Origin of the sequence: Mesorhizobium sp. C268A (genome assembly GCF_040324475.1) — a bacterium.
Classification (GTDB): domain Bacteria; phylum Pseudomonadota; class Alphaproteobacteria; order Rhizobiales; family Rhizobiaceae; genus Mesorhizobium.
In genome coordinates, this window is the sequence record NZ_JAMYVX010000001.1 from 2,776,043 (window position 1) to 2,800,537 (window position 24,495).

Sequence of the window (24,495 nt, forward strand, 5' to 3'; positions counted from 1 at the left end):
GACCGTGCGTTAGGCCTTCGAAGTCTGTCCGGGAGGTATCGATGGCTTTGGTGATCGAAGGCGAGGAACGCATTGCCGCCCCCCTGCAGAAAGTGTGGGACGCGCTGAACGATCCGAAGGTTTTGCAGGCGACCATTCCCGGCTGCCAGAACCTGGAGATGAAATCGCCGACCGAAATGGCAGCGACGGTGGTCCTGAAGATCGGACCGATCAAGGCGATATTCAACGGCGAGGTGACGTTGAAGAACCTGAAGCCGCCGCACTCCTACACCATCCAGGGCGAGGGCAAGGGCGGTATTGCCGGCTTCGCCAAGGGTGGCGCCGACGTGACGCTGACGGCGGACGGGCCGGATGCGACGGTCCTCAAATACGCGGCCAAAGCCGAAGTCGGCGGCAAGATCGCCCAACTCGGCAGCCGGCTCATCGAATCGACTTCGAAGAAGCTGGCCGGGCAGTTTTTTTCAAGCTTTGGTGAGAAGGTGGGTTCCCCTCCCCCTTGAGGGGAGGGTGCCTCGCGAAGCGAGGCGGGTGGGGTCGCCTCAACCGCCTCAACCTGAGTTGAGCTGCCTCGACTTGTAAAGAAATAGCGTCGAGCGTGTCACCGCGGACCCCACCCGGCCCTTCGGGCCACCCTCCCCTCAAGGGGGAGGGATATCCGAGCTACTCGAACACGATGTTCGGCACCGCCGCTTCGGCCGCGCCGCGTTCTTCGTTGACCCGGTCCCAGACCTTCGAAGCAATGCCGCGATAGATCTTCGCCTCGGCGCTGTCTGGCTTCGACGCCACCACGGGCGAGCCTTCATCAGAACTTTCGCGAATGCCCATTTCCAGCGGCACTTCGCCGAGGAAGGTCACGCCGAGTCGCTCGGCCTCGCGCCGCGCCCCGCCATGGCCAAAGATGTCGTAGCGCTTGCCGGTATCGGGGGCTATGAAATAGCTCATGTTCTCGACGATGCCGAGCAGCGGCACGTCGACCTTCTTGAACATATTCAATCCCTTGCGGGCGTCGATCAGCGCCAGGTCCTGCGGCGTCGAGACGATGACGGCGCCGGCCAGCGGCACCTGCTGGGCCATAGTCAGCTGCGCGTCGCCGGTGCCGGGCGGCATGTCGACGACGAGCACGTCGAGGCGGCCCCATTCGACCTCGCGCAGCATCTGCGTCAGCGCCGACATCACCATCGGACCGCGCCAGATCATCGGCGTCTCCTCGTCGACGAGGAAGCCCATCGACATCACCTTAAGGCCGTAATTCTCCATCGGTTTCAGGATCTTGCCGTCGACGGTCTGCGGCCGGCCATGGATGTTGAGCAGCCTGGGCATGGACGGGCCATAAATATCGGCATCGAGCACGCCGACACGCAAACCGTTGGCGGCGAGGCCAAGCGCGATGTTGACGGCGGTGGTCGACTTGCCGACGCCGCCCTTGCCGGACGCCACCGCGATGATCGCCTCGATGCCGGGCACGCCGCGCTTGCCCGACCTTTCCGAGGCCGGGGCGTGCGGGGCTGGAGAGTGTGGAGCTGGGCGCGGCGCGGCTGGCGCAGCCGGGGGTGCCGGCCTGGGCGCGGGACGCGACGCAACCGGAGCCTCCATGCCGCCGCCCTTCTTCTCCGCCGTCAGCGCGACGACGGCGCCGGCGACACCAGGGATCGCCTTGACGACACGCTCGGCTGCGGCGCGCAGCGGCTCCATCTCCTGTGCACGGGCGGCGGGAACGGTGATCGAGAAAAACACTTTCGAATCGGCGATGAAAATCTCCGAAACCATGCCGAGGTCGACGATGTTGCCGGTGAAGTCCGGCCCGTTGACCGTCTTCAGACGCTCGGTGACGATTTCCTTGGTGACGGACATGCATTGTTCCCTAAGGCGTTTGGCTGCGGCTCAGATAGTGCAGATTGGCAGCGACTCCAAGCACCACAGTGTCCGCCTCACCTTGCCAGGCCAACCGCAAGGTAGGTGAGCGCCGAAATTGCAGCCGTGGCCGGCAAGGTGACGATCCAGGCGATGACGATGTTGCCGGCAATGCCCCAGCGCACGGCCGAGACGCGACGGGCAGCGCCGACACCGATGATGGCCCCGGTGATCGTATGGGTGGTCGACACGGGAACGCCAAGCCAGGTGGCGGCAAACAGGGTGATGGCGCCGCCGGTCTCGGCGCAGAAGCCCTGCATCGGGTTCAACCGGGTGATCTTCGAGCCCATCGTGTGGACGATGCGCCAGCCGCCGAACAAAGTGCCGAGCGCCAGTGCTGTCTGACAGGTGAGGACGACCCACAGCGGCACGTAGAACGTCCCGCCGAGCATACCTTGCGAATAGAGCAGCACGGCGATGATGCCCATGGTTTTCTGGGCGTCGTTGCCGCCGTGCCCTAGCGAATAAAGCGAGGCCGAAAAGAACTGCATGACGCGGAAAGTGCTGTCGACGGCGAACGGTGTCTGGCGCACGAACAGCCAGGAAACGGCCAGGATCAGGACCAGCGCCAGAACAAAACCTGTCGCCGGCGACACGACGATTGCGGCGACCGTCTTGCCAAGCCCGGTCCAGACGATGGCGCCGGGCCCAGCCTTTGCAACGCCGGCGCCGACGAGCCCGCCGATCAGGGCATGCGAACTGCTGGACGGGATGCCGGCAATCCAGGTGACGATGTTCCAGACGATGGCGCCGACGAGCGCCGAGAAGATCACCGCCGGCGTGACGATGCTGACGTCGACGATACCTTTTCCCACAGTTTCAGCCACGTGAAGGCCGAAGAACATGAAGGCGATGAAATTGAAGAAAGCCGCCCACAAGACCGCATATTGTGGTCTCAGCACGCGGGTGGAGACGATGGTGGCGATGGAGTTCGCCGCATCGTGCAAGCCGTTTAGGAAATCGAAAAACAGCGCGACGGCGACAAGGCCGATCAGCACGGGAAAGGCGATGGTGGCTTCCATTGCCTAAACGTTCTCGATAACGATGCCGCTGATCTCGTTGGCGACGTCCTCAAAGCGGTCGACCACCTTCTCCAGCTGGCCGTAGATCTCCGAGCCGATCAGGTAGGCCATCGGATCGCTGCGGCCATGCCGCTTGAACAGGTCCTTCAATCCCTGCTCATGCAGATCGTCGGCGCGGCTTTCGACGCGCATCACCTCTTCGGCGATGGCGTTGAGGCGTACCGTGTGCGTGCCGACCTTGCTGAGCAGCGGGATCGCTTCGGCAACCAGCCTGGAGGCGGCAACGATGACGCCACCCATCTCCTGCATCAGCGGGTCGAATTCCTTCTTTTCGAACAGCTTCACCGTCTTGACGGTCTTGTGCATCATGTCGATGGCGTCATCCATCGACTGGATCAGGTCCTTGATGTCGCCGCGATCGAAGGGCGTGATGAAGGAACGCCGCACCGCCAGCAGCACTTCGGCCGTGATATGATCGGCCTCGTCCTCGAGATCGATGATCTTCTGGCACCAACGATCGATGTCCTTGCCCTGCAGGAGCTGCTCCAGCGCCTCGGCGCCGCCGACCACGGTGCGGGAATGCCGTTCAAAGAGGTCGAAGAAGCGATCTTCGCGCGGCAAAAGCTTGCGGAACCAGCCCAGCATGTCCGATCTCCTCGTATTCCATCCAACCACATAGCGCCGTGTTCGGCCGGGGGAAACAGCCAGCCGGCCCAAAGATGTGGATGCATGGCCAATTGCGGGTAGAGCTTGCGGCGAAAGGCAATTTCCCCGACCTTGCGCGCAACGAACGGACGGATGGTATGATCGACAAGCTCGAATTCTTCATCGCGCTGGCCAAGGAGGAGCATTTCGGCCGGGCGGCGGAAGCGTGCGGCGTCACGCAGCCGACCTTGTCGGCCGGGATCAAGCAGCTGGAGGGCCAGCTCGGCGTCATGCTGGTCAATCGTGGTTCGCGCTTTCAGGGGCTGACGCCGGAAGGCAAGCAGGTGCTGGTGTGGGCGCGTCGCATCGTCGGCGATTCCAGGACCATGCGCGAAGAGATGCGGGCGGCGCGACATGGCCTGTCCGGGCGTATCCGTATTGCCGCCATCCCAACCGCCCTCGCCATGGTGGCGCGGCTGACGACGCCATTTCGCGAGAAGCACCCGGGCGTCACCTTCTCTATCCTGTCGCGCACCTCGATCGAGGTGTTGTCGCTGCTCGGCAATTTCGACGTCGATGCCGGCATCACCTATCTCGACAACGAGCCTCTCGGACGGGTGACGAGCGTGCCGCTCTATGACGAGCGCTACCAGCTGATCACGGCGGTCGGAAATCCCTATTCGGATCGCGACAAAGTGACATGGGCCGAAATCAGCCAGCTGCCGCTCTGCCTGTTGACGCCGGACATGCAGAACCGCCGCATCATCGACCAGCATCTGGCCGAGGCCGGCGTGCAGGTGCGGCCGACACTGGAATCCAACTCGATGATCGTGCTGTTCTCCCACATACGGACAGGCAAATGGTCGTCGATCATGCCGCTCAACCTGGCGGAAACATTCGGTTTTTCCGAACCGATCCGGGCCATTCCGATCGTCGAACCGGATGCCAGCCACACTGTCGGGCTGGTCGCCGCGCCGCGCGAACCGCACACGCCGCTGGTGCAGGCGCTGCTGGACGAGGCGATGGCGCTGGCAGACGATTTCCGCGCCAATCGCTGAGCTAGTCATAACTGGTCAACCGGCGCGATAGAAATTTTCTATCGTGCAACGAAACCGCTTTATTGATTTCAGAGGTTTTCTCTGATTTCTTAAGCACTTAGCGATTAAGCGGCGTAGGCATGTCGTTGTTCCAAAACTGCTTCATGCTTTTGGACGATTATATGCATCGATCGCTACGATAGGGAGGGCGCTGCGTGACGATGCAGCCTGCAAGTACCGAGATACAGTCGCGCACGGCGGCGATCATCCAGGAGTTGAAGGGCCTCGAAGGCCCCCTGCTGCCGATCCTGCACGAGATCCAGGAAGAATTTGGCCACGTGCCGCAGGACGCCGTGCCCGTCATCGCCGATGGGCTGAACCTGTCGAGGGCCGAAGTGCATGGCGTCGTGACCTTCTATCATGATTTCCGTGCCCGGCCGGCTGGCCGGCATGTGCTCAAGCTCTGCCAGGCGGAAGCCTGCCAGTCGATGGGTTCGGATGCGATCGCCGCAAAGGTCAAGCAGTTGTTGGGCATCGATTTCCATGAGACCACCCGCGACGGATCGGTTACACTTGAGCCTGTCTATTGCCTCGGGCTGTGCGCCTGTTCACCGTCGGCGATGCTGGATGGTGAGGTGATCGGGCGGCTCGATGACGAGAAGATCGAAGAGATCGTCGGGGAGGTACGCTCATGATCCCGCGCATCTACATTCCAGGTGACTCCGGCGCGCTGGCGCTCGGCGCCGAAAAGGTCGCCAAGGCTGTTCGTGCGGAACTGGCTGAACGGGGCGTCGAGGCCAAGATCGTCCGCAACGGCTCGCGCGGCGCCTATTTCCTCGAACCGATGGTCGAGGTCGCGACCGAAAAGGGCCGCGTCGCTTACGGGCCGGTCAAGCCATCGGACGTCAAGAGCCTGTTCGACAGCGGCTTTCTCACCGGCGGGCATCACAAGCGCTGGCTGGGCGCGCCCGACAAAATCCCGTTCCTGGCCAAGCAGACGCGCCTGACCTTTGCGCGTTGCGGCATCAACGACCCGCTATCGCTCGATGCCTACAAGTCACTGGGCGGGCTCAAGGGCCTGCAGAACGCGGTGGCCATGGCGCCGCTCGACATCGTCAAACAGGTCACGGAATCGGGCTTGCGCGGCCGCGGCGGCGCCGGCTTCCCGACCGGCATCAAGTGGAAGACGGTGCTCGATACGACATCTGACCGCAAATACATCGTCTGCAATGCCGACGAGGGCGACAGCGCCACCTTTGCCGACCGCATGATTATGGAGGGCGACCCCTTCGTGCTCATCGAAGGCATGACGATTGCCGGCATCGCCACCGGCGCGACCAAGGGGTTCGTCTATATCCGCTCGGAATATCCGCATGCGGTGGCTGTCATGAACAAGGCTGTCGAGGTCGCCCGCAAGGCAGGCGTGCTCGGCGTCAGCGTGCTCGGTTCGCCCAACGCCTTCGACATGGAAATCCGCGTCGGCGCCGGCGCCTATGTCTGCGGCGAGGAAACTTCGCTGCTGAACAGCCTTGAAGGCAAGCGCGGCGTGGTGCGAGCCAAGCCACCGCTGCCGGCAATCCAGGGTCTGTTCGGCAAGCCGACGGTGATCAACAACGTCATCAGCCTAGCCTCCGTGCCCATCATCATGGACAAGGGTGCTGCCTTCTACAAGGATTTCGGCATGGGCCGCTCGCGCGGCACGATCCCGATACAGATCGCCGGCAACGTCAAATTCGGCGGCCTGTTCGAGGCGGCGTTCGGCATGACGCTGGGCGAGATCGTCGACGATATCGGCGGCGGTACGGCCACAGGTCGCCCGGTGAAGGCGGTGCAGGTCGGCGGCCCGCTCGGCGCCTATTTCCCGCGCGGCCTGTTCGACACGCCGTTCGACTACGAAGAGTTCGCGAAGCGCGACGGGCTGATCGGCCATGCCGGCATCACCGTGTTCGACGACACGGCCGACATGCTGAAGCAGGCGCGCTTTGCCATGGAGTTCTGCGCCATCGAAAGCTGCGGCAAGTGCACGCCCTGCCGCATCGGCTCGATACGCGGGGTGGAGACCATCGACCGGATTGCCGCCGGCATCGAGCCGGAGACGAACCTGGCTCTGGTCACCGATCTCTGCAACACGATGAAGTTCGGATCGCTCTGCGCGCTGGGCGGCTTCACGCCCTACCCGGTGATGAGCTCGATCACCCATTTCCCCGAAGATTTCAAGCCCGCGCCGGCGCGCGTGGCTGCTGAATAGGAGCTGGCAGATGAATATCAAGGCCGACTTCCCGACACTCATCGAAGAACTCGATTACGGAACCCCGGAATCGAAGGCGCAAAAGCAGGTTACGCTGATCGTCGACGGCCGCAGCATCAGCGTGCCGGAGGGTACGTCGATCATGCGCGCGGCGATGGAAGGCGGGGTCGAGATCCCAAAACTCTGCGCTACCGACATGCTGGACTCGTTCGGCTCCTGCCGCGTCTGCCTGGTCGAGATCGACGGGCGCGGCGGCACGCCGGCATCCTGCACGACGCCCGTCGGCGAAGGCATGGTGGTGCGCACGCAATCCGAGCGGCTCGACGCCATCCGCCGCGGTGTCATGGAGCTTTACGTCTCCGACCACCCGACCGGCTGGGACGAGAAGGCCGGCACCGGCGCCAGCGAGTTCGACGTTGTGGCGAAATCGGTCGGCCTGACCGAGAACCGCTTCGGCATCGAGGGCCGCAACCACGTCAAGCAGGAAAACGGCGTCGCGCCCGGCCATGGCTCGCTGGCAGTCGACTACATCGCCCGCGACGAGTCCAACCCATATTTCACCTATGATCCGGCGCAATGTATCGTCTGCTCGCGCTGCGTGCGGGCCTGCGAGGAGGTGCAGGGCACCTTCGCGCTGACGATTGAGGGCCGCGGTTTCGAATCGCGCATGGTCGCCGGCATGCACGAGGATTTCATCGCCTCCGAATGCGTATCCTGCGGCGCCTGCGTGCAGGCCTGTCCGACCGATGCGCTGCGTGAAAAGACCGTGCTTGAGAAAGGCATGCCCGAGCGCTCCGCCGTCACCACCTGCGCCTATTGCGGCGTCGGCTGCTCGTTCAAGGCAGAAGTGAAGGACGACGAAGTCATTCGCATGATGCCCTACAAGGACGGCAAGGCCAACCACGGCCACTCCTGCGTGAAGGGCCGTTTCGCCTATGGCTATGCCACCCACAAGGACCGCATCCTGTCGCCTATGATCCGGGAAAAGGTCAGCGATCCCTGGCGCGAAGTGAGTTGGGAAGAGGCCATCGCCCATACGGCCAAGGAATTCCGCCGTATCCAGTATCAATACGGCCGCACCTCGATCGGCGGCATCACGTCCTCGCGATGCACAAATGAAGAGACCTATCTGGTGCAGAAGCTTGTGCGCCAAGGCTTCCGCAACAACAATGTCGACACCTGCGCCCGCGTCTGCCACTCGCCGACCGGCTACGGCCTCGGCCAGACCTATGGCACCTCGGCCGGCACGCAGGATTTCGATTCCGTCGACTTCACCGATGTCGCCGTCATCATCGGCGCCAATCCGGCTTCCGCGCACCCGGTGTTCGCCTCGCGGCTGAAAAAGCGGCTGCGCCAGGGCGCCAAGCTGATCGTGCTCGATCCGCGCCGCACCGAAATGGTCAAGTCAGCGCATATCGAGGCCGACTATCACCTGCCGCTGAAGCCCGGCACCAACGTGGCGGTGCTGACGGCGCTGGCGCATGTCATCGTTACCGAAGGGCTTTTCGAGGAAGCCTTCATCCGCGATCGCTGCGACTGGGCGGAGTTCCAGGATTGGGCTTCTTTCGTCGCCTTGCCGGAAACAGCCCCGAAATCGTCGGCAAGCTGTCCGGCGTCGACCCCGAACTGATCCGGGGTGCTGCGCGCCTCTATGCCAAGGGCGGCAATGGCGCGATTTATTATGGCCTTGGCGTCACCGAACACAGCCAGGGTTCGACCACGGTTATGGCTATCGCCAACCTTGCCATGGCGACCGGCAATATCGGCCGTCCCGGCGTCGGCGTGAACCCGCTGCGCGGCCAGAACAACGTGCAGGGTTCCTGCGACATGGGCTCATTCCCGCACGAACTGCCAGGCTACCGCCACATCTCGGGCGAGGCGGTGCGTGACATCTATGAGAGCCTTTGGGGGGTGAAGCTCGACGACGAACCCGGCCTGCGCATCCCCAACATGCTGGATGCCGCCGTCGACGGCTCGTTCAAGGGCATCTACATCCAGGGCGAGGACATTCTGCAGTCGGACCCTGATACCAAGCATGTCGCGGCCGGCCTGGCGGCGATGGAATGCGTGGTCGTGCACGACCTGTTCCTCAACGAGACCGCCAACTACGCGCATGTCTTCCTGCCGGGCTCGACCTTCCTGGAGAAGGACGGCACTTTCACCAATGCCGAGCGCCGCATCAACATGGTGCGCAAGGTTCTGGAGCCGAAGGCGCGCTACGCCGACTGGGAAGCGACACAGGAGCTTGCCCGTGCGATCGGGCTGGACTGGAACTATCAGCATCCCTCCGAGATCATGGACGAGGTTGCAAAAACGACGCCGAGCTTCGCCGGCGTGTCCTTCGAGCTGCTCGACCGTGTCGGATCCGTGCAATGGCCCTGCAACGAGAAGGCGCCGCTCGGCACACCGATCATGCATATGGATGGCTTCGTGCGTGGCAAGGGCAAGTTCATCCGCACTGAATATGTCGCGACCGACGAGCGGACCGGGCCGCGTTTCCCGTTGCTGCTGACCACCGGCCGCATTCTCAGCCAGTACAATGTCGGTGCACAGACAAGGCGCACCGAAAACGTCATGTGGCACTCGGAAGATCGGTTGGAGATCCATCCGCACGACGCCGAGAACCGCGGCCTGCGCGATGGCGACTGGGTGCGGCTGACCAGCCGTTCGGGCGAGACGACGCTGCGTGCGCTGATCACCGACCGGGTGTCGCCGGGCGTGGTCTACACCACCTTCCACCATCCGGACACGCAGGCCAACGTCATCACCACCGACTTCTCCGACTGGGCGACCAATTGTCCGGAGTACAAGGTGACCGCAGTGCAGGTCGGCGCGTCGAACGGACCTTCGGACTGGCAGCGCGACTATAACGAGCAGGCCGAGCAGAGCCGCCGCATCGCAAAGCTGGAAGCGGCGGAGTAGTCTTGCCACGGCGTTCGACAATAAGAGCTTCAATCTTGACGGTTGGTCGACCCCTACTCCGTCAGGAAGGACGCGAGCTTATGCCGAATGGCGCCTTTCTTCTCCCTCCGGAGGGGGGAGAGGTGGCGCCGCGAAGCGGCGACGGAGTGGGGGAAGCCGGCCCCGCAACACGCAGCCGTCGAAAGTCGCGCACAACCCAAAGAGCAGGCAAACCGGCCTATCTGGCGAGCAGTCGACCCCCACTCCGTCAAGCTTCGCTTGACACCTCTCCCCCGGTCGACGGGGGAGAGGAAAGGCGCGAGCCTCCACAGCTACTGCTAAGGACGGACAGGGCAGAGGGGCGCGCCTCGTGACCCGAAAACGCCAAGCCACCACCCAAATCTCTCGCCTTGCCCACCGCGCCAGCGGCACGACATCGGCCAACCGCATGGTGCCGGAGGAGACGCCGGTGGCGTTCTCCTTTGCCGGCACCACCCATGCGGTGATGATGGCGAGCCCGGCCGATTTCGAGGATTTCGCGCTCGGCTTCTCTCTGACCGAAGGCATCATAGCCTTGCCTGACGAAATCGATGCGATCGAGGTCGAGGACCATGGCGCCGGCATCGATATCCAGATCCGGCTGAAGGACCAGGCCAATACGCGCTTCGAGACGCGGCGCCGGCGCTTGGCCGGGCCGGTTGGCTGCGGGCTGTGCGGCATCGAATCGATTGAGGAAGCGATGCGCTCGGTCGACAAGGTTGGTGCGTCCAAGCTTACGCTTGAAGCCGACGATATCACCCGTTCGGTAAAGCTTTTGTCCAAGGTGCAGCCTCTGCATTCAGAAACCGGCGCCGTGCATGCAGCGGGCTTCTACATTCCCGGCAAAGGCATCGTCATGGCGCGCGAGGATGTCGGCCGGCACAATGCGCTGGACAAACTGGCCGGCGCGCTGGCCAAGGCCGGCATTGACGGTGCATCGGGCGCGGTGGTGGTGACATCACGCGTCTCGGTGGAGATGGTGCAGAAAACGGCGGCGATCGGCTCCGCCTTCATCATCGCCGTGTCGGCGCCGACAGCCCTTGCCATCCGCACCGCCGAAGAGGCCGGCATGACGCTGGTGGCGCTGGTGCGCGGCGACGATTTCGATGTTTTCACCCACCCGGAACGGGTGGTCTTGGGAGTTGCCCAGCATGTCGCATGACGAAGAACACATCACGAGCACCGGGGAAAAGCTGGTGCGCATGGCCAACCAGATCGCCGCCTTCTTCCATTCAAGGCCCCGCGAGGAAGGTGTGGCGGGCGTGGCCGAGCACATCAACAAGTTCTGGGAGCCCAGGATGCGCCGGCAGTTCTTCGAGATGCTGGACAGCGGCGGCGAAGGTTTTGACGAACTCGTCGTCGTGGCCTCGGCCAGGATCAAGCGGCCGAAGACCGAGGAGCAGGCCGATGTGAGCATCGGCTACGTCCAACCCACGGGTGCAGAGAGCGCCGCTCCCCAGAAATAGCCTCCCCCAGAAATGGCGGGCGAACACGGTTCGCCGCGGGCTATATTCCTGTCTTCTAAAGTTTGGCTGCCGCATCCGCCAGGCGTCTGCTATGGTCGGCGATCAGAAATCGTCTGGCCGGGCGGGATAGCAACGTGAGGCCGATCGAGACGCGATATGCCCTCAGCGGCGACGTGCGGATCGCCTATCAGGTGGTCGGCCAGGGATCGTTCGACCTGGTTTTCGTGCCCGGCTTCATCTCCAATCTCGACCTGCATTGGGAAGACGAGGGCTACGCCAGGCTCTTGAAACGGCTCTCGGCGTTCTCGCGGCTGATCCTGTTCGACAAGCGCGGCACCGGCCTGTCCGACCGCGTCGACCCACGCCACCTGCCCAGCCTCGAAACCCGCATGGACGATGTGCGCGCGGTGATGGATGCCACCGGCAGCGGCCGCGCGGCCTTGCTCGGCGCTTCGGAAGGCGCGCCGATGGCAATGTTGTTTGCCGCCACCTATCCGGAACGGACACGAGCGCTGGCGCTCTATGGCGGTTATGCGCATTTCCACAAATGGGTGATGTCGCCGGAGCGCCTCGAGGCCTTCATCGCGACGGCCGGCACGGAATGGGGCACGGGCGCCACACTGCCCAACTTCGCTCCCGGCCGGGTAGATGATGCGCATTTCACCCAGTGGTGGGCCCGCTTCGAGCGGCTGTCGGCCAGTCCGACGGCAGCGGCAGCCCTTGCCCGGATGAATGCCGGAATCGATGTGCGCGGCGTGCTTTCGGCGATCGGCGCACCGACACTGCTCATTCATCGCCGCAACGACGCGCGGGTCGACCCGGACGCCAGCCGCTTCCTGGCGAAAGAGATCGCCAATGCGCGATTGGTCGAGGTCCCCGGGCGCGACCACCCGATCTGGACCGGCGATGTCGACCGGGTGGCGGACCTGATCGAGGAATTCCTGACCGGCGAGCGTGCCGTGGCCGAAGCGGAGCGCGTGCTTGCCGCTCTTCTGGCGACACGCATTTACGACACGGCGCGGGTTGGCGACCGCATGTGGAGCGAACGTAGCGAGCGCTTCCAGGAGAGCTGGCGGCAGCTGGTCGGCCGTCATGGCGGACGCGTCGCCGGCATCCATGGCGAATTGATGATCTCGCGCTTCGACGGGCCGGCGCGGGCCATACGCTGCGCGGCGGCACTGCGCGATGCGGCGCAACATATGGGCATTGCAAGCGCCCAGGGCGCCCATGTCGGTGAGGTCGAAATGCGCGGGCCGCCGGTGGGGCTGATGGCACGGGTGACGATGCAGATCGCCGCCCATGCCGGGCGCGGCGATATTCTGGCGTCGCGGCTGGCCGCCGATCTGGCGGCGGGGTCCGGCCTGCATTTCATCGATGCCGGGCGTGTCACGGTGGATGAGCTGGACGAGCCGCTGGCGCTGGTCCAGGCAACGTCGGAACAGCACCTGGAGCCGGCCTGCCGCCCCAAGGCGAAACCCGCCGAGCCGGCTCAACTGACGGCGCGCGAAAGCGAGGTGGTGATCCTGATCGCCGACGGCAAGAGCAATGCCGCGATCGCCGCCGAGCTGAGGCTCAGCGAGCATACGGTCAAGCGTCATGTCGCCAACATATTGCTGAAGCTCGATTTGCCGTCACGGGCGGCGGCAGCGGCATTTTCCGCCAGGCAGACTGGCCCGGACGGGCCATAGGGACCATGGCGCTTTCGGGCGAAGCGGCCAGGTGGGGTCGAGGCGTACCAATTCTCTCCATGCAGGCCAGGCGGATGTCGCCGGGAAAGGCACTGCGGATGGAGGATGCAATGCTGAAGTCAAACAGGTCGATCAAATCGCTGGTGATAGCGGCAGGCGTTGGCGCGCTGTTCACGATCGCTCCCGCCAGAGCCGAGGATGCCTCGGCGGCCGCCGCCTACAAGGACATCGAGGCGACGCTCGGCTCAGTGCCGGACATGTTCAAGACGCTGCCCGATGTCGCGGTTGCCGGCGCCTGGGCCGAGATCAAGGGTGTGCAGCTCAACCCCAAGACCGCGCTCGACGGCAAGACCAAGGAACTGCTGGGGCTGGCCGTCGCCTCGCAGATCCCCTGCCAGTACTGCATTTATTTCCACACCGAGGCCGCCAAGCTCAATGGCGCGACCGATGAGGAGATCAAGGAGGCGATCGCGATGGCGGCCATCGTGCGCCACTGGTCGACGATGCTCAACGGCAGCCAGGTCGATTTCGCGACCTTCAAACAACAGACCGACGGCGTGTTCGCAGCCGTCAAAGCCAAGTCGCAGTGAAAGAAACTGCCGGGCGGTGCGCCGGGCATTGCTTGTGATCATTCAACCGCCCGATCAACGGGCCATGGAGGAGAAGATGCTGACCAAGACGCAGAGCGTGGACGGCGCGGCGATCAAGAAAGCGATCGAAGGACGGGACGGCAGGATGCTCGCTAGCTTCTATGCCGACGACGCACTGGTGCGGGTGATCGACCGCAACAATCCGCCGAGCAAGCCGCGCGAGATCCGCGGCCGGGCGGCGATCAGCACCTTCTGGGACGACATCTGCAGCCGGGCGATGACCCACAAGGTCGACACCACCATCGCCGATGGCGACAATCTCGCCTTCACCCAGGCCTGCGCCTATCCGGACGGAACGAAAGTGTTCTGCGCGGCGATGCTGGAGCTGAAGAATGGGCGGATCGCACGACAGACCGTCGTGCAGGCCTGGGACGAGTAGTTCCACCGCGGAAAGATCAACCGCGGTTTGGGCCGCAAAACTGGAGGAGACAAAAATGTTCAGCGCCAGATGGCAGATCGACGCCAAGTTCGGGCACAAGCAGACCGTGCTCGACCTGTTGAAGAAATGGGAACGCGAGATCGGCTCTCAGGTCGGCATTGCCGATCTCGAGTTCCAGATCATGACCGGTTCGGTCGGAGCTCGGGAAGCGACGGTCGAATCGCATCATCAGGTCGAAAGCCTTGCCCAGCTGGAGGGATTCTTCGCCAGGATCGGCAAGATCGACGCGCACGCCAAATGGGGCAAGGAGATGGAGCCCTACGTCGTTTCAGGCACCAGCCTTTGGAACATCTACCGCATCGTGGAGTAGCCGTGCAGGTGCAGCAGTTTTCGGCCATCAGTTGCGGCGGCCGAAACTCGTCCGCTGCCCGGAAAACCGCCCTTCCCTGGCCGATCCGGCAGCCGCGACACGTGCCGGCTGATTGGGCAATGTGGCCTGCTTGGCCAGGGCCGCCGCTATCAAGGCGTCGGCCTGGCGCGCGCGCTGGTCCGCGCCGGCATCTCCGGCAGGGTTGCCCGCCACGGCGGAGGTCGACATCCGCCGGCGGGGTTTGAAAGCAAGATAGAGAAGCAACGCGCCGAGCAGTCCAGCGCCAATGACGATCGTCAAACGCGTGCCGGTCATGCCGGTGCGTTCGATCTGGGTGGGGTTGGCGGGGTTCTGGACGACGGTGAGCTTGTCGCCGACCTGCGGTTCGCGGGCACCGTTCTTGTTCAGCTCCATCGTGGCCTCGACGGCGTCGGCGCCGGTGCCGACGCGCAAGGTGCCGGTGAATTTCTGGGTCACCTTCCACTCTTTGTCAGCATGAACCGTCTTGAACGCATCCACCAGTTCGCACGGGATCGTGGCGGTGCTGACGGTCTTGTAGACAATCTTGTGGGCGGTCGATTCCATGTCGCATTCGACATTGACCGCGAGGATTTCAGCAGGCGCCTCGGGCCAGCCGCTCTTCTTGATCATGTCCTTGCCGCCGAACACAGCGATCAGCAGACAGAAGCCGCCAATGAGTACCAGCTTGATCTTGGTCGTGTTCATGCGCAAACCCCTCGCCGCGCGGTTTCCCGGCAAGAGGCTGCTCGTTCAGGTTGAATATTCAGTAAATCGTGAACTCCCGCCGTACCGCAAAAGTAACTCTCGCTTAATGTACAGAAAACGGGTTGGCGAATATTTTAGAGATAGTGGCGGCCTCTACCCATGCGCCACCATCACATGACGAACGGCGGTATAATCCTCCAGCGCATAGAGAGACATGTCCTTGCCGTAGCCAGACTGCTTCAGCCCGCCATGCGGCATCTCGTTGGTCAGCATGAAATGGGTGTTGATCCAGGTGCAGCCATATTGCAGACGGGCGGCCGTCGCCATGGCGCGCGAGACGTTCTTGGTCCACACCGAGGATGCCAGGCCGTAGTCGCTGTCATTGGCCCAGTTCACGGCTTCATCGACTTCGGAGAAGCGGGTGATGGAGACGACCGGACCGAACACTTCGCGGCGCACGATCTCGTCTTCCTGCAGCGCGCCGGCAACCACCGTCGGCTGGTAATAGAAGCCGGAGCCTTCGCCCGGCTTGCCGCCGGTGGTGATCTCGATGTGCTTCAGTTCCGAAGCGCGCTCGACGAAGCTCGAGACGCGATCGCGCTGGCGGCGCGAGATCAGCGGCCCGATCTCATTTTCGGTGTCGTCGGGCTGGTTGTATTTGATGGTCGAGACGGCAGAAGAGAGATCGGCGACGAGCTTGTCGTAGATCTTCTTGCCGGCATAGATGCGGCAAGCGGCTGTACAATCCTGCCCGGCATTGTAGTAGCCGAAAGCGCGCAGGCCGTTGACCACGGCGCCGAGGTCGGCATCGTCGAAAACGATGACCGGCGCCTTGCCGCCGAGCTCCAGATGCGTGCGCTTGACCGACTTGGCGGCGGCCTGCAGCACCTTCTTGCCCGTGGCGACGTCGCCGGTGATCGAAATCATGTTGACCTTGGCGTGATTGATCAGCGTGTTGCCGACGCTGTCGCCGCGGCCGAGCACGACATTGACGACGCCCTCGGGCAGCACCTCGGCCAGGATCCTGGCCAGCTTCAGCGCCGTCAGCGGCGTCTGCTCCGACGGCTTGAAGACGACGGTGTTGCCGCCGGCAATGGCCGGCGCCAGCTTCCAGGCCATCATCATCAGTGGATAGTTCCACGGCGCGATGGAAGCGACGATGCCGATCGGGTCGCGCCGCACCATCGAGGTGTGGCCGGGCAGATATTCGCCGGCGACCACGCCCGGCATCGAACGTACCGCGCCGGCAAAGAAGCGATAGCAGTCGACGATCGCCGGGATTTCGTCATTGAGCACGGCGTTGATCGGCTTGCCGCAATTCAGCGCCTCGAGCGCCGCGAACTCCCGCGCGTTGGCCTCGATGCGGTCGGCGATCTTGAGGAGATAGCCGGAGCGCTGCGCCGGCGTTGTGCGTGACCACAAGACGAACGCTCGCTCGGCGGCAGTAACAGCCGCCTCGATCTGCGCCTGGCTGGCTTCAGGCAGGTTGAGAATGGTCGCCCCGGTCTTTGGATTCAGAATCGGCTCCTCGGTCTCGGTGCCGTTCTCGAAGCTCGAGCCGATCAGCATCTGGGTGTCCATGCAGGTTCTCCTCGGTCAGGAGCGAGTAGCGAATAGCGAGTAGCGAATAGGGCTGGTCGTGCAATCTCCCCTATTCGCTATTCGCTACTCCCTATTCGCTGTTCTTCATTTGCCCGAACCGGCGATCTGGTCGCCGTCGCGGGTCAGGTAATAGGCGGCAAGGATGGGCAGCAGCGTCACCAGCACCACGACCATGGCGACGACATTGGTGACCGGACGCTGGCGTGGGCGGATCAGCTCTTCCAGCATCCAGATCGGCACGGTCTGCTGCTGGCCGGCGGTGAAGGTGGTGACGATGACCTCGTCGAAGGACAGCGCGAAGGCGAGCATCCCCCCGGCAAGCAGAGCGGTGGCGATGTTGGGCAGCACGACGTGCCGGAAGGTCTGGAAGCCGTCGGCGCCGAGATCCATCGAGGCCTCGATCATTGAGCCGGAAGTGCGGCGGAAACGGGCGACCGCATTGTTGTAGACGACGACAACGCAGAAGGTGGCGTGGCCGAGCACGATCGTCCAGAACGAGAACGGGATGTCGGCTAGCGAGAAGGCCGAGCGCAACGCGATGCCGGTGATGATGCCGGGCAGCGCGATCGGCAGGATGACGAGCAGCGAGATCGTCTCGCGGCCGAAGAATTTCGTCCGTGACACGGCGGCGGCGCACAGCGTGCCCAGTATCAAGGCAATCGCGGTCGAGATTGCGGCGACGCGGACCGAAAGCGACAGCGCCTGCCAGACATCCGGCCGGTTCCAGGTGACGGCGAACCATTGTGTGGTCAGCCCCGGCGGCGGCCAGACGAAGCTCTTCTCTTCCGTGGTGAAGGCATAGACGAAGATCAGCAGGATCGGCAGGTGCAGGAAGAGCAGGCCGCAAGCGGCTGCGATCTTGAGGCCGAGCGGGGCGGATTGCGAACCGTCAGAGCGCATCGAAGGCCCCCATGCGCTTGGCGCCCCAGAGATAGAAACCCATGATGACGATGGGCACGACGGTGAAGGCGGCGGCGAGCGGGATGTTGCCGGCGGTGCCCTGCTGCGAATAGACGGCCTGGCCGATAAACAGCCGCGACGTGCCGATGATCTGCGGGATGATGTAGTCGCCCAGCGTCAGCGAGAAGGTGAAGATCGAGCCGGCGACGATGCCGGGCAGCGCCAGCGGGAACAGCACGTTGCGGAAGGTCTGGCCCGGCGATGCGCCGAGATCGGAGGACGCCTCGACCAGATTGCCGGGCACGCGCTCCAATGCCGCCTGCACCGGCAGGATCATGAACGGCAGCCAGACATAGACGAAGGCGATGAAGGTGCCGGTGGCGGAGACCGACAGCGAGTTGCCGCCGACGACCGGCAGCGACAGCCAGCCGTCGAGCACCCAGAGCAGATGCAATTTGGCCAGCAGCCAGGTCAGAATGCCTTCCTTGGCGAGGATCAACTTCCAGGCGTAGATTTTCACCAGATAACTCGACCACAGCGGCAGCATGATTCCGAGATAAAACAGCGCCTTCCAGCGGCCCCGGGCATAGCGCGCCGCATAATAGGCGATCGGGAAGGCGATGGCGGCGGAGGCCAGCGTGACCAGCACCGCCATCGTCACCGTGCGCAGGATGATGTCGAGATTGGCGGGCTGGAACAGGTCGCCATAGGTCTTCAGCGTGAACTCATGGTTGATGAGGCCGGAAAATTCGTCGATCGAGAAGAAACTCTGTGCCAAGAGCGCGAACAGCGAACCGATATAGACGACGCCGAGCCACAGCACCGGCGGCGCCAACATGAGGAACAGCAGCAGTTGCGGCTTGCGCCAGAACAGGTCGGACAGCGCACCGCGCACGCCGCCGCTGCCGGGCAGGATGGCGGGGGCGGAGGTTGAGTTGAGCGCGGCGATGGTCATGGGGAGACCGCGTGCTGAAGGAACCCTGAGAAGCCGGGTTCCTTCACACCCCCCTCTGTCCTGCCGGACATCTCCCCCTCAAGGGGGGAGATCAGCAGTTTCGCTGCCTCGCCAAATCCCCAACGTTGAAGATTGGCGAAACCGGGAGGAATAGCCAATCTCCCCGCTTGAGGGGGAGATGTCCGGCAGGACAGAGGGGGGTGCTTGGCGCAAACCTCAATCATGCCGGCTCGTCCATCAAATGCAAATGCTCGCGGTTGAACGTCAGCACCACCGCTTCGCCTTCCGCCGGCAGCTTTGTCCCGGCCGGCACGATGGCGTGCAGCCTCAAGCCGTCGGCGTCGAGCGCCAGCCTGGTCGTGGCGCCGAGATAGTTGGTTCCGACCAGGCGCGCGGCAACCCCTTCGCCTTTCGCAATGCTGCCGATGCGGATCGATTCGGGGCGCAGGCTGCCCCAGCGGTCCTGGCCGGAATAACGCTGGACGAAATCCGGCGGCAACACATTGGAGGAGCCGACGAAATCGGCGACGAAGCGTGTCCTGGGCCGCTGGTAGATGTCTTCCGGCGTGCCGATCTGCATGATCTTGCCGTCATTGAAGACGGCAACGCGGTCGGCCATCGACAGCGCTTCGCCCTGATCATGGGTGACGAAGACGAAGGTGATGCCGAGCGCCTTCTGCAGCGACTTCAGCTCTTCCTGCATGTTCTCGCGCAGCTTGAGGTCGAGCGCGCCGAGCGGCTCGTCGAGCAAAAGCACCTTGGGCTGGTTGACCAGCGCACGGGCCAGCGCGACGCGCTGGCGTTGGCCGCCGGAGAGCTGGCCGGGACGGCGGGCGCCATAGCCGGGAAGCCGCACCAGTGACAATGCCTCTTCCGCCGCCTTCTGCCGCTGCGGCTTGGCGATGCCCTTGACCATCAGCCCGTAGGCGACATTGTCCAGCACGTTCAAATGCGGGAACAGCGCGTAGTCCTGGAACACCGTGTTGACGTTGCGGCGATAGGGCGGCACGCCCTCGGCGCGGTCGCCGAAGATCGAGATCGAGCCCGATGTCGGCTGCTCGAAGCCGGCGATGAGGCGCAGGCAGGTCGTCTTGCCGGACCCCGACGGACCAAGCATGGCGAAGAACTCGCCCGGCACGATGTCGAGATCGACCGCATCGACGGCGCGCACGCTGCCGAAATGGCGAGAGACTTTCTGGAAGGAAACGGCCGAGGTCATGGGCTGTCCTGATCTGTTGCCGGTTTGTGGTTCGTCGAAATAGCTCTTGCCGCCACCAATCCGGCCAGCGGGCACGGCACTTCACCTCCCCCTCGATGGGGAGGTCGCGGCGAAGCCGCGGGTGGGGGTGACTAGCACCGGACGTCAGCGCTGCCCCCACCCCGACGCTGCGCGTCGACCCTCCCCACAAGGGGGTGGGTTAAAGGGAGCTCAACGCCCGCCGATGACGCCGATATAGTCGGACACCCAGCGGTAGTAAGGCACGCACTGGTCGTTCTGGGTTGCGCACTTGGAGACCGGGGTCTTCCAGAACTTGATCTTGTCGAAGTTCTCGTAGCCGTTGGTCTTGCAGCCTTCCTCGCCGAGCAGCTCGTTGCCCTTGCAGGCAGCGGGCACCACGGGGAGCGAGCCGAACCAGGCCGAGACATCGCCCTGGACCTTGGGCGACAGCGAATGCTCAAGCCACATATAGGCGCAGTTGGGATGCGCGGCGTCGGCCTCCATCATGGTGGTGTCGGCCCAGCCGGTGACGCCTTCTTCCGGCACGGTCGAGGCGACCGGCTTCTTGGCGGCAACCAGCGTGTTGACCTGGTAAGGCCACGAACCGGAAGCGACGACGCCTTCGTTCTGGAAATCGTCGACCTGGATGGCGGCGTCATGCCAGTAGCGGCCGACCAGCGTCCGCTGAACACGCAGCAGCTCGAGCGCTGCCTTGTACTGGTCTTCGTTCAATTCGTACGGGTCCTTAATGCCGAGTTCCGGCTTGTGGAACATCAAATAGTTGGCGGCGTCGGCGATGTGGATCGGGCCGTCATAGGCCTGGACGCGGCCCTTGTTGGACTTGCCGTCCGGCAGGTTCATTTCCTCGAAGACGACGTTCCAGCTCTTGGGCGCTTCCTTGAAGACATCGGTGTTGTACATCAGGATGTTCGGGCCCCACTGATAGGGAACGCCGTAATGCACCTTGTCGACGGTGAACCAGGGCGCATCCTTCAGACGGTCGTCTACCGCCTTCCAGCTCGGGATGAGATCGGTGTTGATCGGCTGCACGCGCTTGCCGGCAACGAGGCGCAGCGATGCGTCACCCGAAGCGGTGACTAGATCGAACCCACCCTCATTCATCAGCGAGACCATCTCGTCGGAGGTGTTCGCGGTCTTGACGTTGACCTTGCAGCCGCTCTCCTTCTCGAAGGAGGTCACCCAGTCATAGCCCTTGTCGGTTTCGCCGCGCTCGATGTACCCCGGCCAGGCAACGATGCTGACCTCCCCTTCGCCCTTGCCAAGTTCCTTGACCTGGGCGACAGCCTGACCGGAAAAGGTCAGCGCGACCGTCAAGGCGGTGCACGTCTTCAGGAATGAATTCATCGTCAATCTCCCATTTTGGCGCCTGACTGCGAAGCGAGTCGCCGCCGCGGTCAGCCGCAGGCTGAAAAGCGTCAGTTCATCCGATGGCACGTTGCCGCTCTGATGGCGGCTTTCGTCCCTGACATGAAAAGTGCTCGGAAAATTCCGGTTTCGCAAATTCATTTATCAGAAACGCGATATCGGTTTTTCCGATAGATAACCACGCACCCTATCAACGCTGCTGGCGTACCATACGCTGCGACTGGGCAAGGCCGATGAAGTCGCGCGACGCCTGCGGCAGACCGGAGCCGCGGCGCCAGACCATGCCGACCTGGACGACCGGCAGGGAACCCGAAATGTCGCGCGATTCGATGCGGTCGCCTTCCAGCGACCACGGCCGGTAGACTAGGTCGGGCAGCAACGCCACGCCCGCACCTGTGGCGACGAGGCTGCGAACGGCTTCGACCGAGCGGGTGCGAAAGGCGACATGCGGCCTGGCGCCGATCGCCGCCAGAAGCTTGCCGGTGTTCTCCTCGATCTCGTCGACGGTCAGCATGATCAGCGGCTCGCCGGCAATGTCGCCTATGCCGATAATGTCGGCGCTGGCCAGCTTGTGGCCGAGCGGGACCCACAGCCGGTAGGCCGAGACCTCGAGGATTTCCGACTGCAGAGCGGTGCGGTCGCGCAAATTGGAGGTGACCATGACGGCAATGTCGAGCTTGCCGCCGATCAGCAGATGTTCGAGATAGTCGCCATTGTCCTCGATAGCCGAGACATCGACCCCGGGATAGGCGCGGCGATAGCGCGCCAGAAGATCGGAAAGCACATAGCCGGCGACCAGCGAGGTGACGCCGAGCTGCAGGCGCCCGCCGGCCGCCACCTGGTCGTCGGAGAAAGCGCGGCGCGCATCGGAGACGTCGGCCAGGATCTTGGTCGCATGGCGCAGGAACTGGTGGCCTTTGTGAGTAATGTTGAGGCCACGCGGATGGCGCTCGAACAATTCGACGCCGAGATCGCTCTCCAGCTCCTTGATCGCCTCGGTGACCGAGGATTGCGAGATGGAGAGGTTTTGTGCGGCGCCCGACACCGTGCCTTGCTCGGCGACGGCAATGAAGAACTGCAGCTGGCGGATGGTGAAAGCCATGGCCGGACTAAACACCGGCGCGCCGGGGAAGGAAAGCCGAAGGCGGAGCTTATACCCATACGGCTTGAGGCGCCTCCTGGTCAGCCGAACCCGAGGCGCCGCCGGCAGGCAGGACCGTAGCGAAGCGCGAGCATAAACGCCGTCTCCAGCGCCAAAACGATGACGATGATGCGAAAGCCGATGGCATAGGAATCCCGGCCGCTGCCGCGCATAAGGTAGCCGGTGACGAGGAAGCCGGTGTTCCACAAAGTGGCGCCGAGCAGCGTCGCCGCCGCGAAGGGCAAGAGTGGAAGACGGAGCGCGCCGGCCGCGATCGGCAGATAGTTGCGAACCGTCGGGATGAACTGCGCCAGCAAGGAGACCCGGACATGATGGCGGCGGTAGGCCTGACCAAGCTTGCTGTAGGTCGCATAGCGCAAGCAGACATATTTGCCGAAACGCTCGACCAGCCTGTCGGCACGATCCAATCCAATCCTACGGCCCACACTATACCAGACAAGGCAGCCTGTGATGGCGGACAGCGTCGTCACCAGGAGCAGAATCGCCAGCGCCAGGAGATCGGAGGCTGCCGTCATGCCGAGGAACAGCAGCAGCACATGCGAGGGCGGCAGCGGCAGGATCTTTTCAGTGAAGGCGAGACAGCCGACACCAAGCAGGCCGAAGCCCAGGATCGCCGACAGTGGATCAGTCATGCGAAGCGCCAGTCATAGGTTTTGAGGTTCTTGATCCTGGACACCTTATACACCGTCATACACCGTCGCCGGCGGAAAGTTGCGGAATATCCGGCCAAGCCGGGTCCGCTTCCAGGTCGGAGCGCGCAAGCGTCCAAGCCATGAGGAAAGACAAGGCATCGTTTGCAGCATGGTGACCTCATTGCTGATGCGGGCGATTCGCCCGGCCCGCATTTCGACGAGGCGCTGTTTGCGGCTGCCAAGTTGCATGGACATTGCGAAGAGCCGGATGATTGAAAAACAATTTTTCACCAGAACGACATCTTATGCGGCCGGCGACGCGGCGCGCATGATGCACAACATCGCCTTCGTGGTATCGGGTAGCGGCATGGGCCGGGATCGCGGCGCGCCAGTCGCTGGTGTTTGGCTAGGCCGCAGCGATGCTGAGGCGCGCTCCAGCCTCGGCAAGTGCCGAGGCAATGTCGCGCGGCGGCGGCTGGTCGGTGGCTAGTTCGGAAAAACCGTCGAAGCCGCAGACCTGGACTAGACCCTGGCGACCGAACTTGGTGTGGTCGGTGACGACCAGCGAGCGCTGGCCGCGCGACAGCACCATGCGGGCGAACTCCGCCTCTTCCAGATCGTAGTCGGCAAGGCCTGCGGCGGCATCGACGGCGCCGATCGAAATCACCGCATGGCTGACCGAGAAGCGGCTGACGAAATCGATCGCCGAGGCGCCGAAGGCGGCTCCGGAATCGCTGCGCAATTCGCCGCCGGCCATATAGACCTTGTTGCCGTTGACGGTGGCCAGCGTGCGGGCGATGTCGGATGAATTGGTGACCACGGTCAGCCGTCGGTGGCCGAGCAGTTCGCGGGCCAGGAACGAGGTCGTGGTGCCGGTGTCCAGCATGACCGATTCACCGTCGCGAATGGTGGCAGCGACCATGCGGGCGATCAGCCGCTTGGCCTCCGCATTGTCGCGCATGCGCCGCTCGAACGGCGCTTCGCCGGCCATCGACGGCAGGCCGATGGCGCCATGCATCTTGAGCACCGAGCCATTGCCGGTCAGTGGCTTGACATCCCGGCGCACCGTTTCAAGCGAAACCCCCAGCCGGTCGGCGAGGCTGGCAATGGTGACGGTGCCCTCTTCCTTGAGGAGGCGGAGGATTTCGCCATGCCGTTTCGAATGGATCATCTGGCTTCCTCAATTTGCGGCCTGCCCGGTTTTAGGGCAATGCCGCCGTTTTTAAAGGAATTGCTCGTGGTTTCGGGCAAAACACCCAAAAAAAGTCACAACATTTCATTGACAGGTAGGCAGCACTGGCGTGACATTGACGGCGTGACAGCTTCGGAACTGCCACGGGAGGGTGATGGCAGAGCCGCAATTCACGGACCGGACCGTCTGGCCAGACCGTCTGGGTTTGAACTGGCACAAAAGTTTCTCTGATCCGCGGGGGCGGAGACCGGGTATTAAAACCTGGCCAGAGGGGCTCGTCGGTGCGGCGCGGGATAGGAGTTCCTGCGTCCCGCACCGACGAGATTTTTTGCGTTTCCCAACGCTCGTTGCGCGGCGCTTGGCGC

23 protein-coding genes and 1 pseudogene are annotated in these 24,495 nt (G+C 63.5%); 12 read left to right on the forward strand and 12 right to left on the reverse strand.

The features are described from left to right. Nucleotides 1-41: 41 nt before the first annotated feature. Entirely contained in the window at nucleotides 42-500 is a 459-nt protein-coding gene (locus NKL06_RS13425) for an SRPBCC family protein (protein ID WP_023692623.1), read from the forward strand. Nucleotides 501-660: 160 nt separating this feature from the next. Here NKL06_RS13425 and NKL06_RS13430 read toward each other — a convergent pair whose 3' ends face one another. From NKL06_RS13430 to NKL06_RS13440, 3 genes are all read right to left on the reverse strand, one after another. Then, complete coding sequence (locus tag NKL06_RS13430) at nucleotides 661-1,851, reverse strand: Mrp/NBP35 family ATP-binding protein (protein WP_023692624.1); 1,191 nt, start codon at nucleotides 1,849-1,851, stop codon at nucleotides 661-663. 77 nt (nucleotides 1,852-1,928) lie between these two features. Continuing rightward, nucleotides 1,929-2,933: an inorganic phosphate transporter gene (locus tag NKL06_RS13435; protein ID WP_023688789.1), complete on the reverse strand. Its 1,005-nt coding sequence runs from the start codon at nucleotides 2,931-2,933 to the stop codon at nucleotides 1,929-1,931. A 3-nt stretch (nucleotides 2,934-2,936) separates the two neighbouring features. Then, nucleotides 2,937-3,578 (reverse strand): DUF47 domain-containing protein, encoded by a 642-nt coding sequence (locus NKL06_RS13440; RefSeq protein WP_023673429.1) that lies wholly within the window; start codon nucleotides 3,576-3,578, stop codon nucleotides 2,937-2,939. Between the two features lie 158 nt (nucleotides 3,579-3,736). On the opposite strand from NKL06_RS13440, the gene NKL06_RS13445 reads away from it, so the two are divergent. The 10 genes and pseudogenes from NKL06_RS13445 (at nucleotide 3,737) to NKL06_RS13490 (ending at nucleotide 14,356) form a co-directional block, all read left to right on the forward strand. Then, nucleotides 3,737-4,636: a LysR family transcriptional regulator gene (locus tag NKL06_RS13445; RefSeq protein WP_023688790.1), complete on the forward strand. Its 900-nt coding sequence runs from the start codon at nucleotides 3,737-3,739 to the stop codon at nucleotides 4,634-4,636. A 194-nt stretch (nucleotides 4,637-4,830) separates the two neighbouring features. Then, a complete protein-coding gene (locus NKL06_RS13450) occupies nucleotides 4,831-5,310 on the forward strand; it encodes a formate dehydrogenase subunit gamma (RefSeq protein WP_023688791.1) in 480 nt (159 codons plus the stop codon). Further along, on the forward strand, nucleotides 5,307-6,863 hold the full coding sequence (locus tag NKL06_RS13455) for a formate dehydrogenase beta subunit (protein WP_023692625.1): 1,557 nt from the start codon (nucleotides 5,307-5,309) through the stop codon (nucleotides 6,861-6,863). Before NKL06_RS13450 ends, NKL06_RS13455 begins: the two co-directional genes overlap by 4 nt. Before the next feature lie 10 nt (nucleotides 6,864-6,873). Next, nucleotides 6,874-9,785: pseudogene (fdhF, locus tag NKL06_RS13460) on the forward strand (formate dehydrogenase subunit alpha). 349 nt (nucleotides 9,786-10,134) lie between these two features. Beyond that, on the forward strand, nucleotides 10,135-10,965 hold the full coding sequence (gene fdhD / locus NKL06_RS13465; protein ID WP_023692627.1) for a formate dehydrogenase accessory sulfurtransferase FdhD: 831 nt from the start codon (nucleotides 10,135-10,137) through the stop codon (nucleotides 10,963-10,965). Further along, nucleotides 10,955-11,269, forward strand: coding sequence for a formate dehydrogenase subunit delta (locus NKL06_RS13470; RefSeq protein ID WP_023688796.1), 315 nt, complete (start codon nucleotides 10,955-10,957; stop codon nucleotides 11,267-11,269). Before fdhD ends, NKL06_RS13470 begins: the two co-directional genes overlap by 11 nt. A 134-nt stretch (nucleotides 11,270-11,403) precedes the next feature. Then, the gene (locus tag NKL06_RS13475; RefSeq protein WP_023692628.1) at nucleotides 11,404-12,957 is read left to right on the forward strand and encodes an alpha/beta fold hydrolase; all 1,554 of its coding nucleotides are present in this window, start codon (nucleotides 11,404-11,406) and stop codon (nucleotides 12,955-12,957) included. Between the two features lie 110 nt (nucleotides 12,958-13,067). Beyond that, a complete protein-coding gene (locus tag NKL06_RS13480) occupies nucleotides 13,068-13,547 on the forward strand; it encodes a carboxymuconolactone decarboxylase family protein (RefSeq protein ID WP_023688798.1) in 480 nt (159 codons plus the stop codon). 76 nt (nucleotides 13,548-13,623) lie between these two features. After that, nucleotides 13,624-13,986 carry a nuclear transport factor 2 family protein gene (locus tag NKL06_RS13485; protein ID WP_023688799.1) on the forward strand — a complete coding sequence of 121 codons (363 nt, stop codon included), beginning with the start codon at nucleotides 13,624-13,626 and terminating at the stop codon, nucleotides 13,984-13,986. Nucleotides 13,987-14,041: 55 nt separating this feature from the next. After that, nucleotides 14,042-14,356, forward strand: coding sequence for a hypothetical protein (locus NKL06_RS13490; protein ID WP_023738143.1), 315 nt, complete (start codon nucleotides 14,042-14,044; stop codon nucleotides 14,354-14,356). A 27-nt stretch (nucleotides 14,357-14,383) separates the two neighbouring features. Here NKL06_RS13490 and NKL06_RS13495 read toward each other — a convergent pair whose 3' ends face one another. The 9 genes from NKL06_RS13495 to NKL06_RS13535 form a co-directional block, all read right to left on the reverse strand. Beyond that, nucleotides 14,384-15,007 carry a hypothetical protein gene (locus NKL06_RS13495; RefSeq protein ID WP_245262668.1) on the reverse strand — a complete coding sequence of 208 codons (624 nt, stop codon included), beginning with the start codon at nucleotides 15,005-15,007 and terminating at the stop codon, nucleotides 14,384-14,386. 228 nt (nucleotides 15,008-15,235) lie between these two features. Beyond that, nucleotides 15,236-16,663: a gamma-aminobutyraldehyde dehydrogenase gene (locus NKL06_RS13500; protein WP_023692629.1), complete on the reverse strand. Its 1,428-nt coding sequence runs from the start codon at nucleotides 16,661-16,663 to the stop codon at nucleotides 15,236-15,238. 105 nt (nucleotides 16,664-16,768) lie between these two features. Beyond that, on the reverse strand, nucleotides 16,769-17,584 hold the full coding sequence (locus tag NKL06_RS13505) for an ABC transporter permease (protein WP_023673416.1): 816 nt from the start codon (nucleotides 17,582-17,584) through the stop codon (nucleotides 16,769-16,771). Beyond that, on the reverse strand, nucleotides 17,574-18,539 hold the full coding sequence (locus NKL06_RS13510; protein ID WP_023692630.1) for an ABC transporter permease: 966 nt from the start codon (nucleotides 18,537-18,539) through the stop codon (nucleotides 17,574-17,576). The genes NKL06_RS13505 and NKL06_RS13510 overlap by 11 nt, the downstream gene beginning before the upstream one ends. 220 nt (nucleotides 18,540-18,759) lie before the next feature. Continuing rightward, complete coding sequence (locus tag NKL06_RS13515) at nucleotides 18,760-19,758, reverse strand: ABC transporter ATP-binding protein (RefSeq protein ID WP_023692631.1); 999 nt, start codon at nucleotides 19,756-19,758, stop codon at nucleotides 18,760-18,762. Between the two features lie 210 nt (nucleotides 19,759-19,968). After that, nucleotides 19,969-21,123 (reverse strand): ABC transporter substrate-binding protein, encoded by a 1,155-nt coding sequence (locus NKL06_RS13520; RefSeq protein WP_023692632.1) that lies wholly within the window; start codon nucleotides 21,121-21,123, stop codon nucleotides 19,969-19,971. A 211-nt stretch (nucleotides 21,124-21,334) separates the two neighbouring features. Next, on the reverse strand, nucleotides 21,335-22,246 hold the full coding sequence (locus tag NKL06_RS13525) for a LysR family transcriptional regulator (protein ID WP_023692633.1): 912 nt from the start codon (nucleotides 22,244-22,246) through the stop codon (nucleotides 21,335-21,337). Between the two features lie 80 nt (nucleotides 22,247-22,326). Continuing rightward, nucleotides 22,327-22,938 carry a DedA family protein gene (locus tag NKL06_RS13530; protein WP_023692634.1) on the reverse strand — a complete coding sequence of 204 codons (612 nt, stop codon included), beginning with the start codon at nucleotides 22,936-22,938 and terminating at the stop codon, nucleotides 22,327-22,329. Between the two features lie 406 nt (nucleotides 22,939-23,344). Next, nucleotides 23,345-24,109: a DeoR/GlpR family DNA-binding transcription regulator gene (locus tag NKL06_RS13535; protein ID WP_023692636.1), complete on the reverse strand. Its 765-nt coding sequence runs from the start codon at nucleotides 24,107-24,109 to the stop codon at nucleotides 23,345-23,347. Between NKL06_RS13535 and NKL06_RS13540 the strand changes: the two genes are divergently transcribed. After that, nucleotides 24,089-24,361 carry a hypothetical protein gene (locus NKL06_RS13540; protein WP_155927298.1) on the forward strand — a complete coding sequence of 91 codons (273 nt, stop codon included), beginning with the start codon at nucleotides 24,089-24,091 and terminating at the stop codon, nucleotides 24,359-24,361. The genes NKL06_RS13535 and NKL06_RS13540 overlap by 21 nt on opposite strands. Nucleotides 24,362-24,495: the final 134 nt, after the last annotated feature.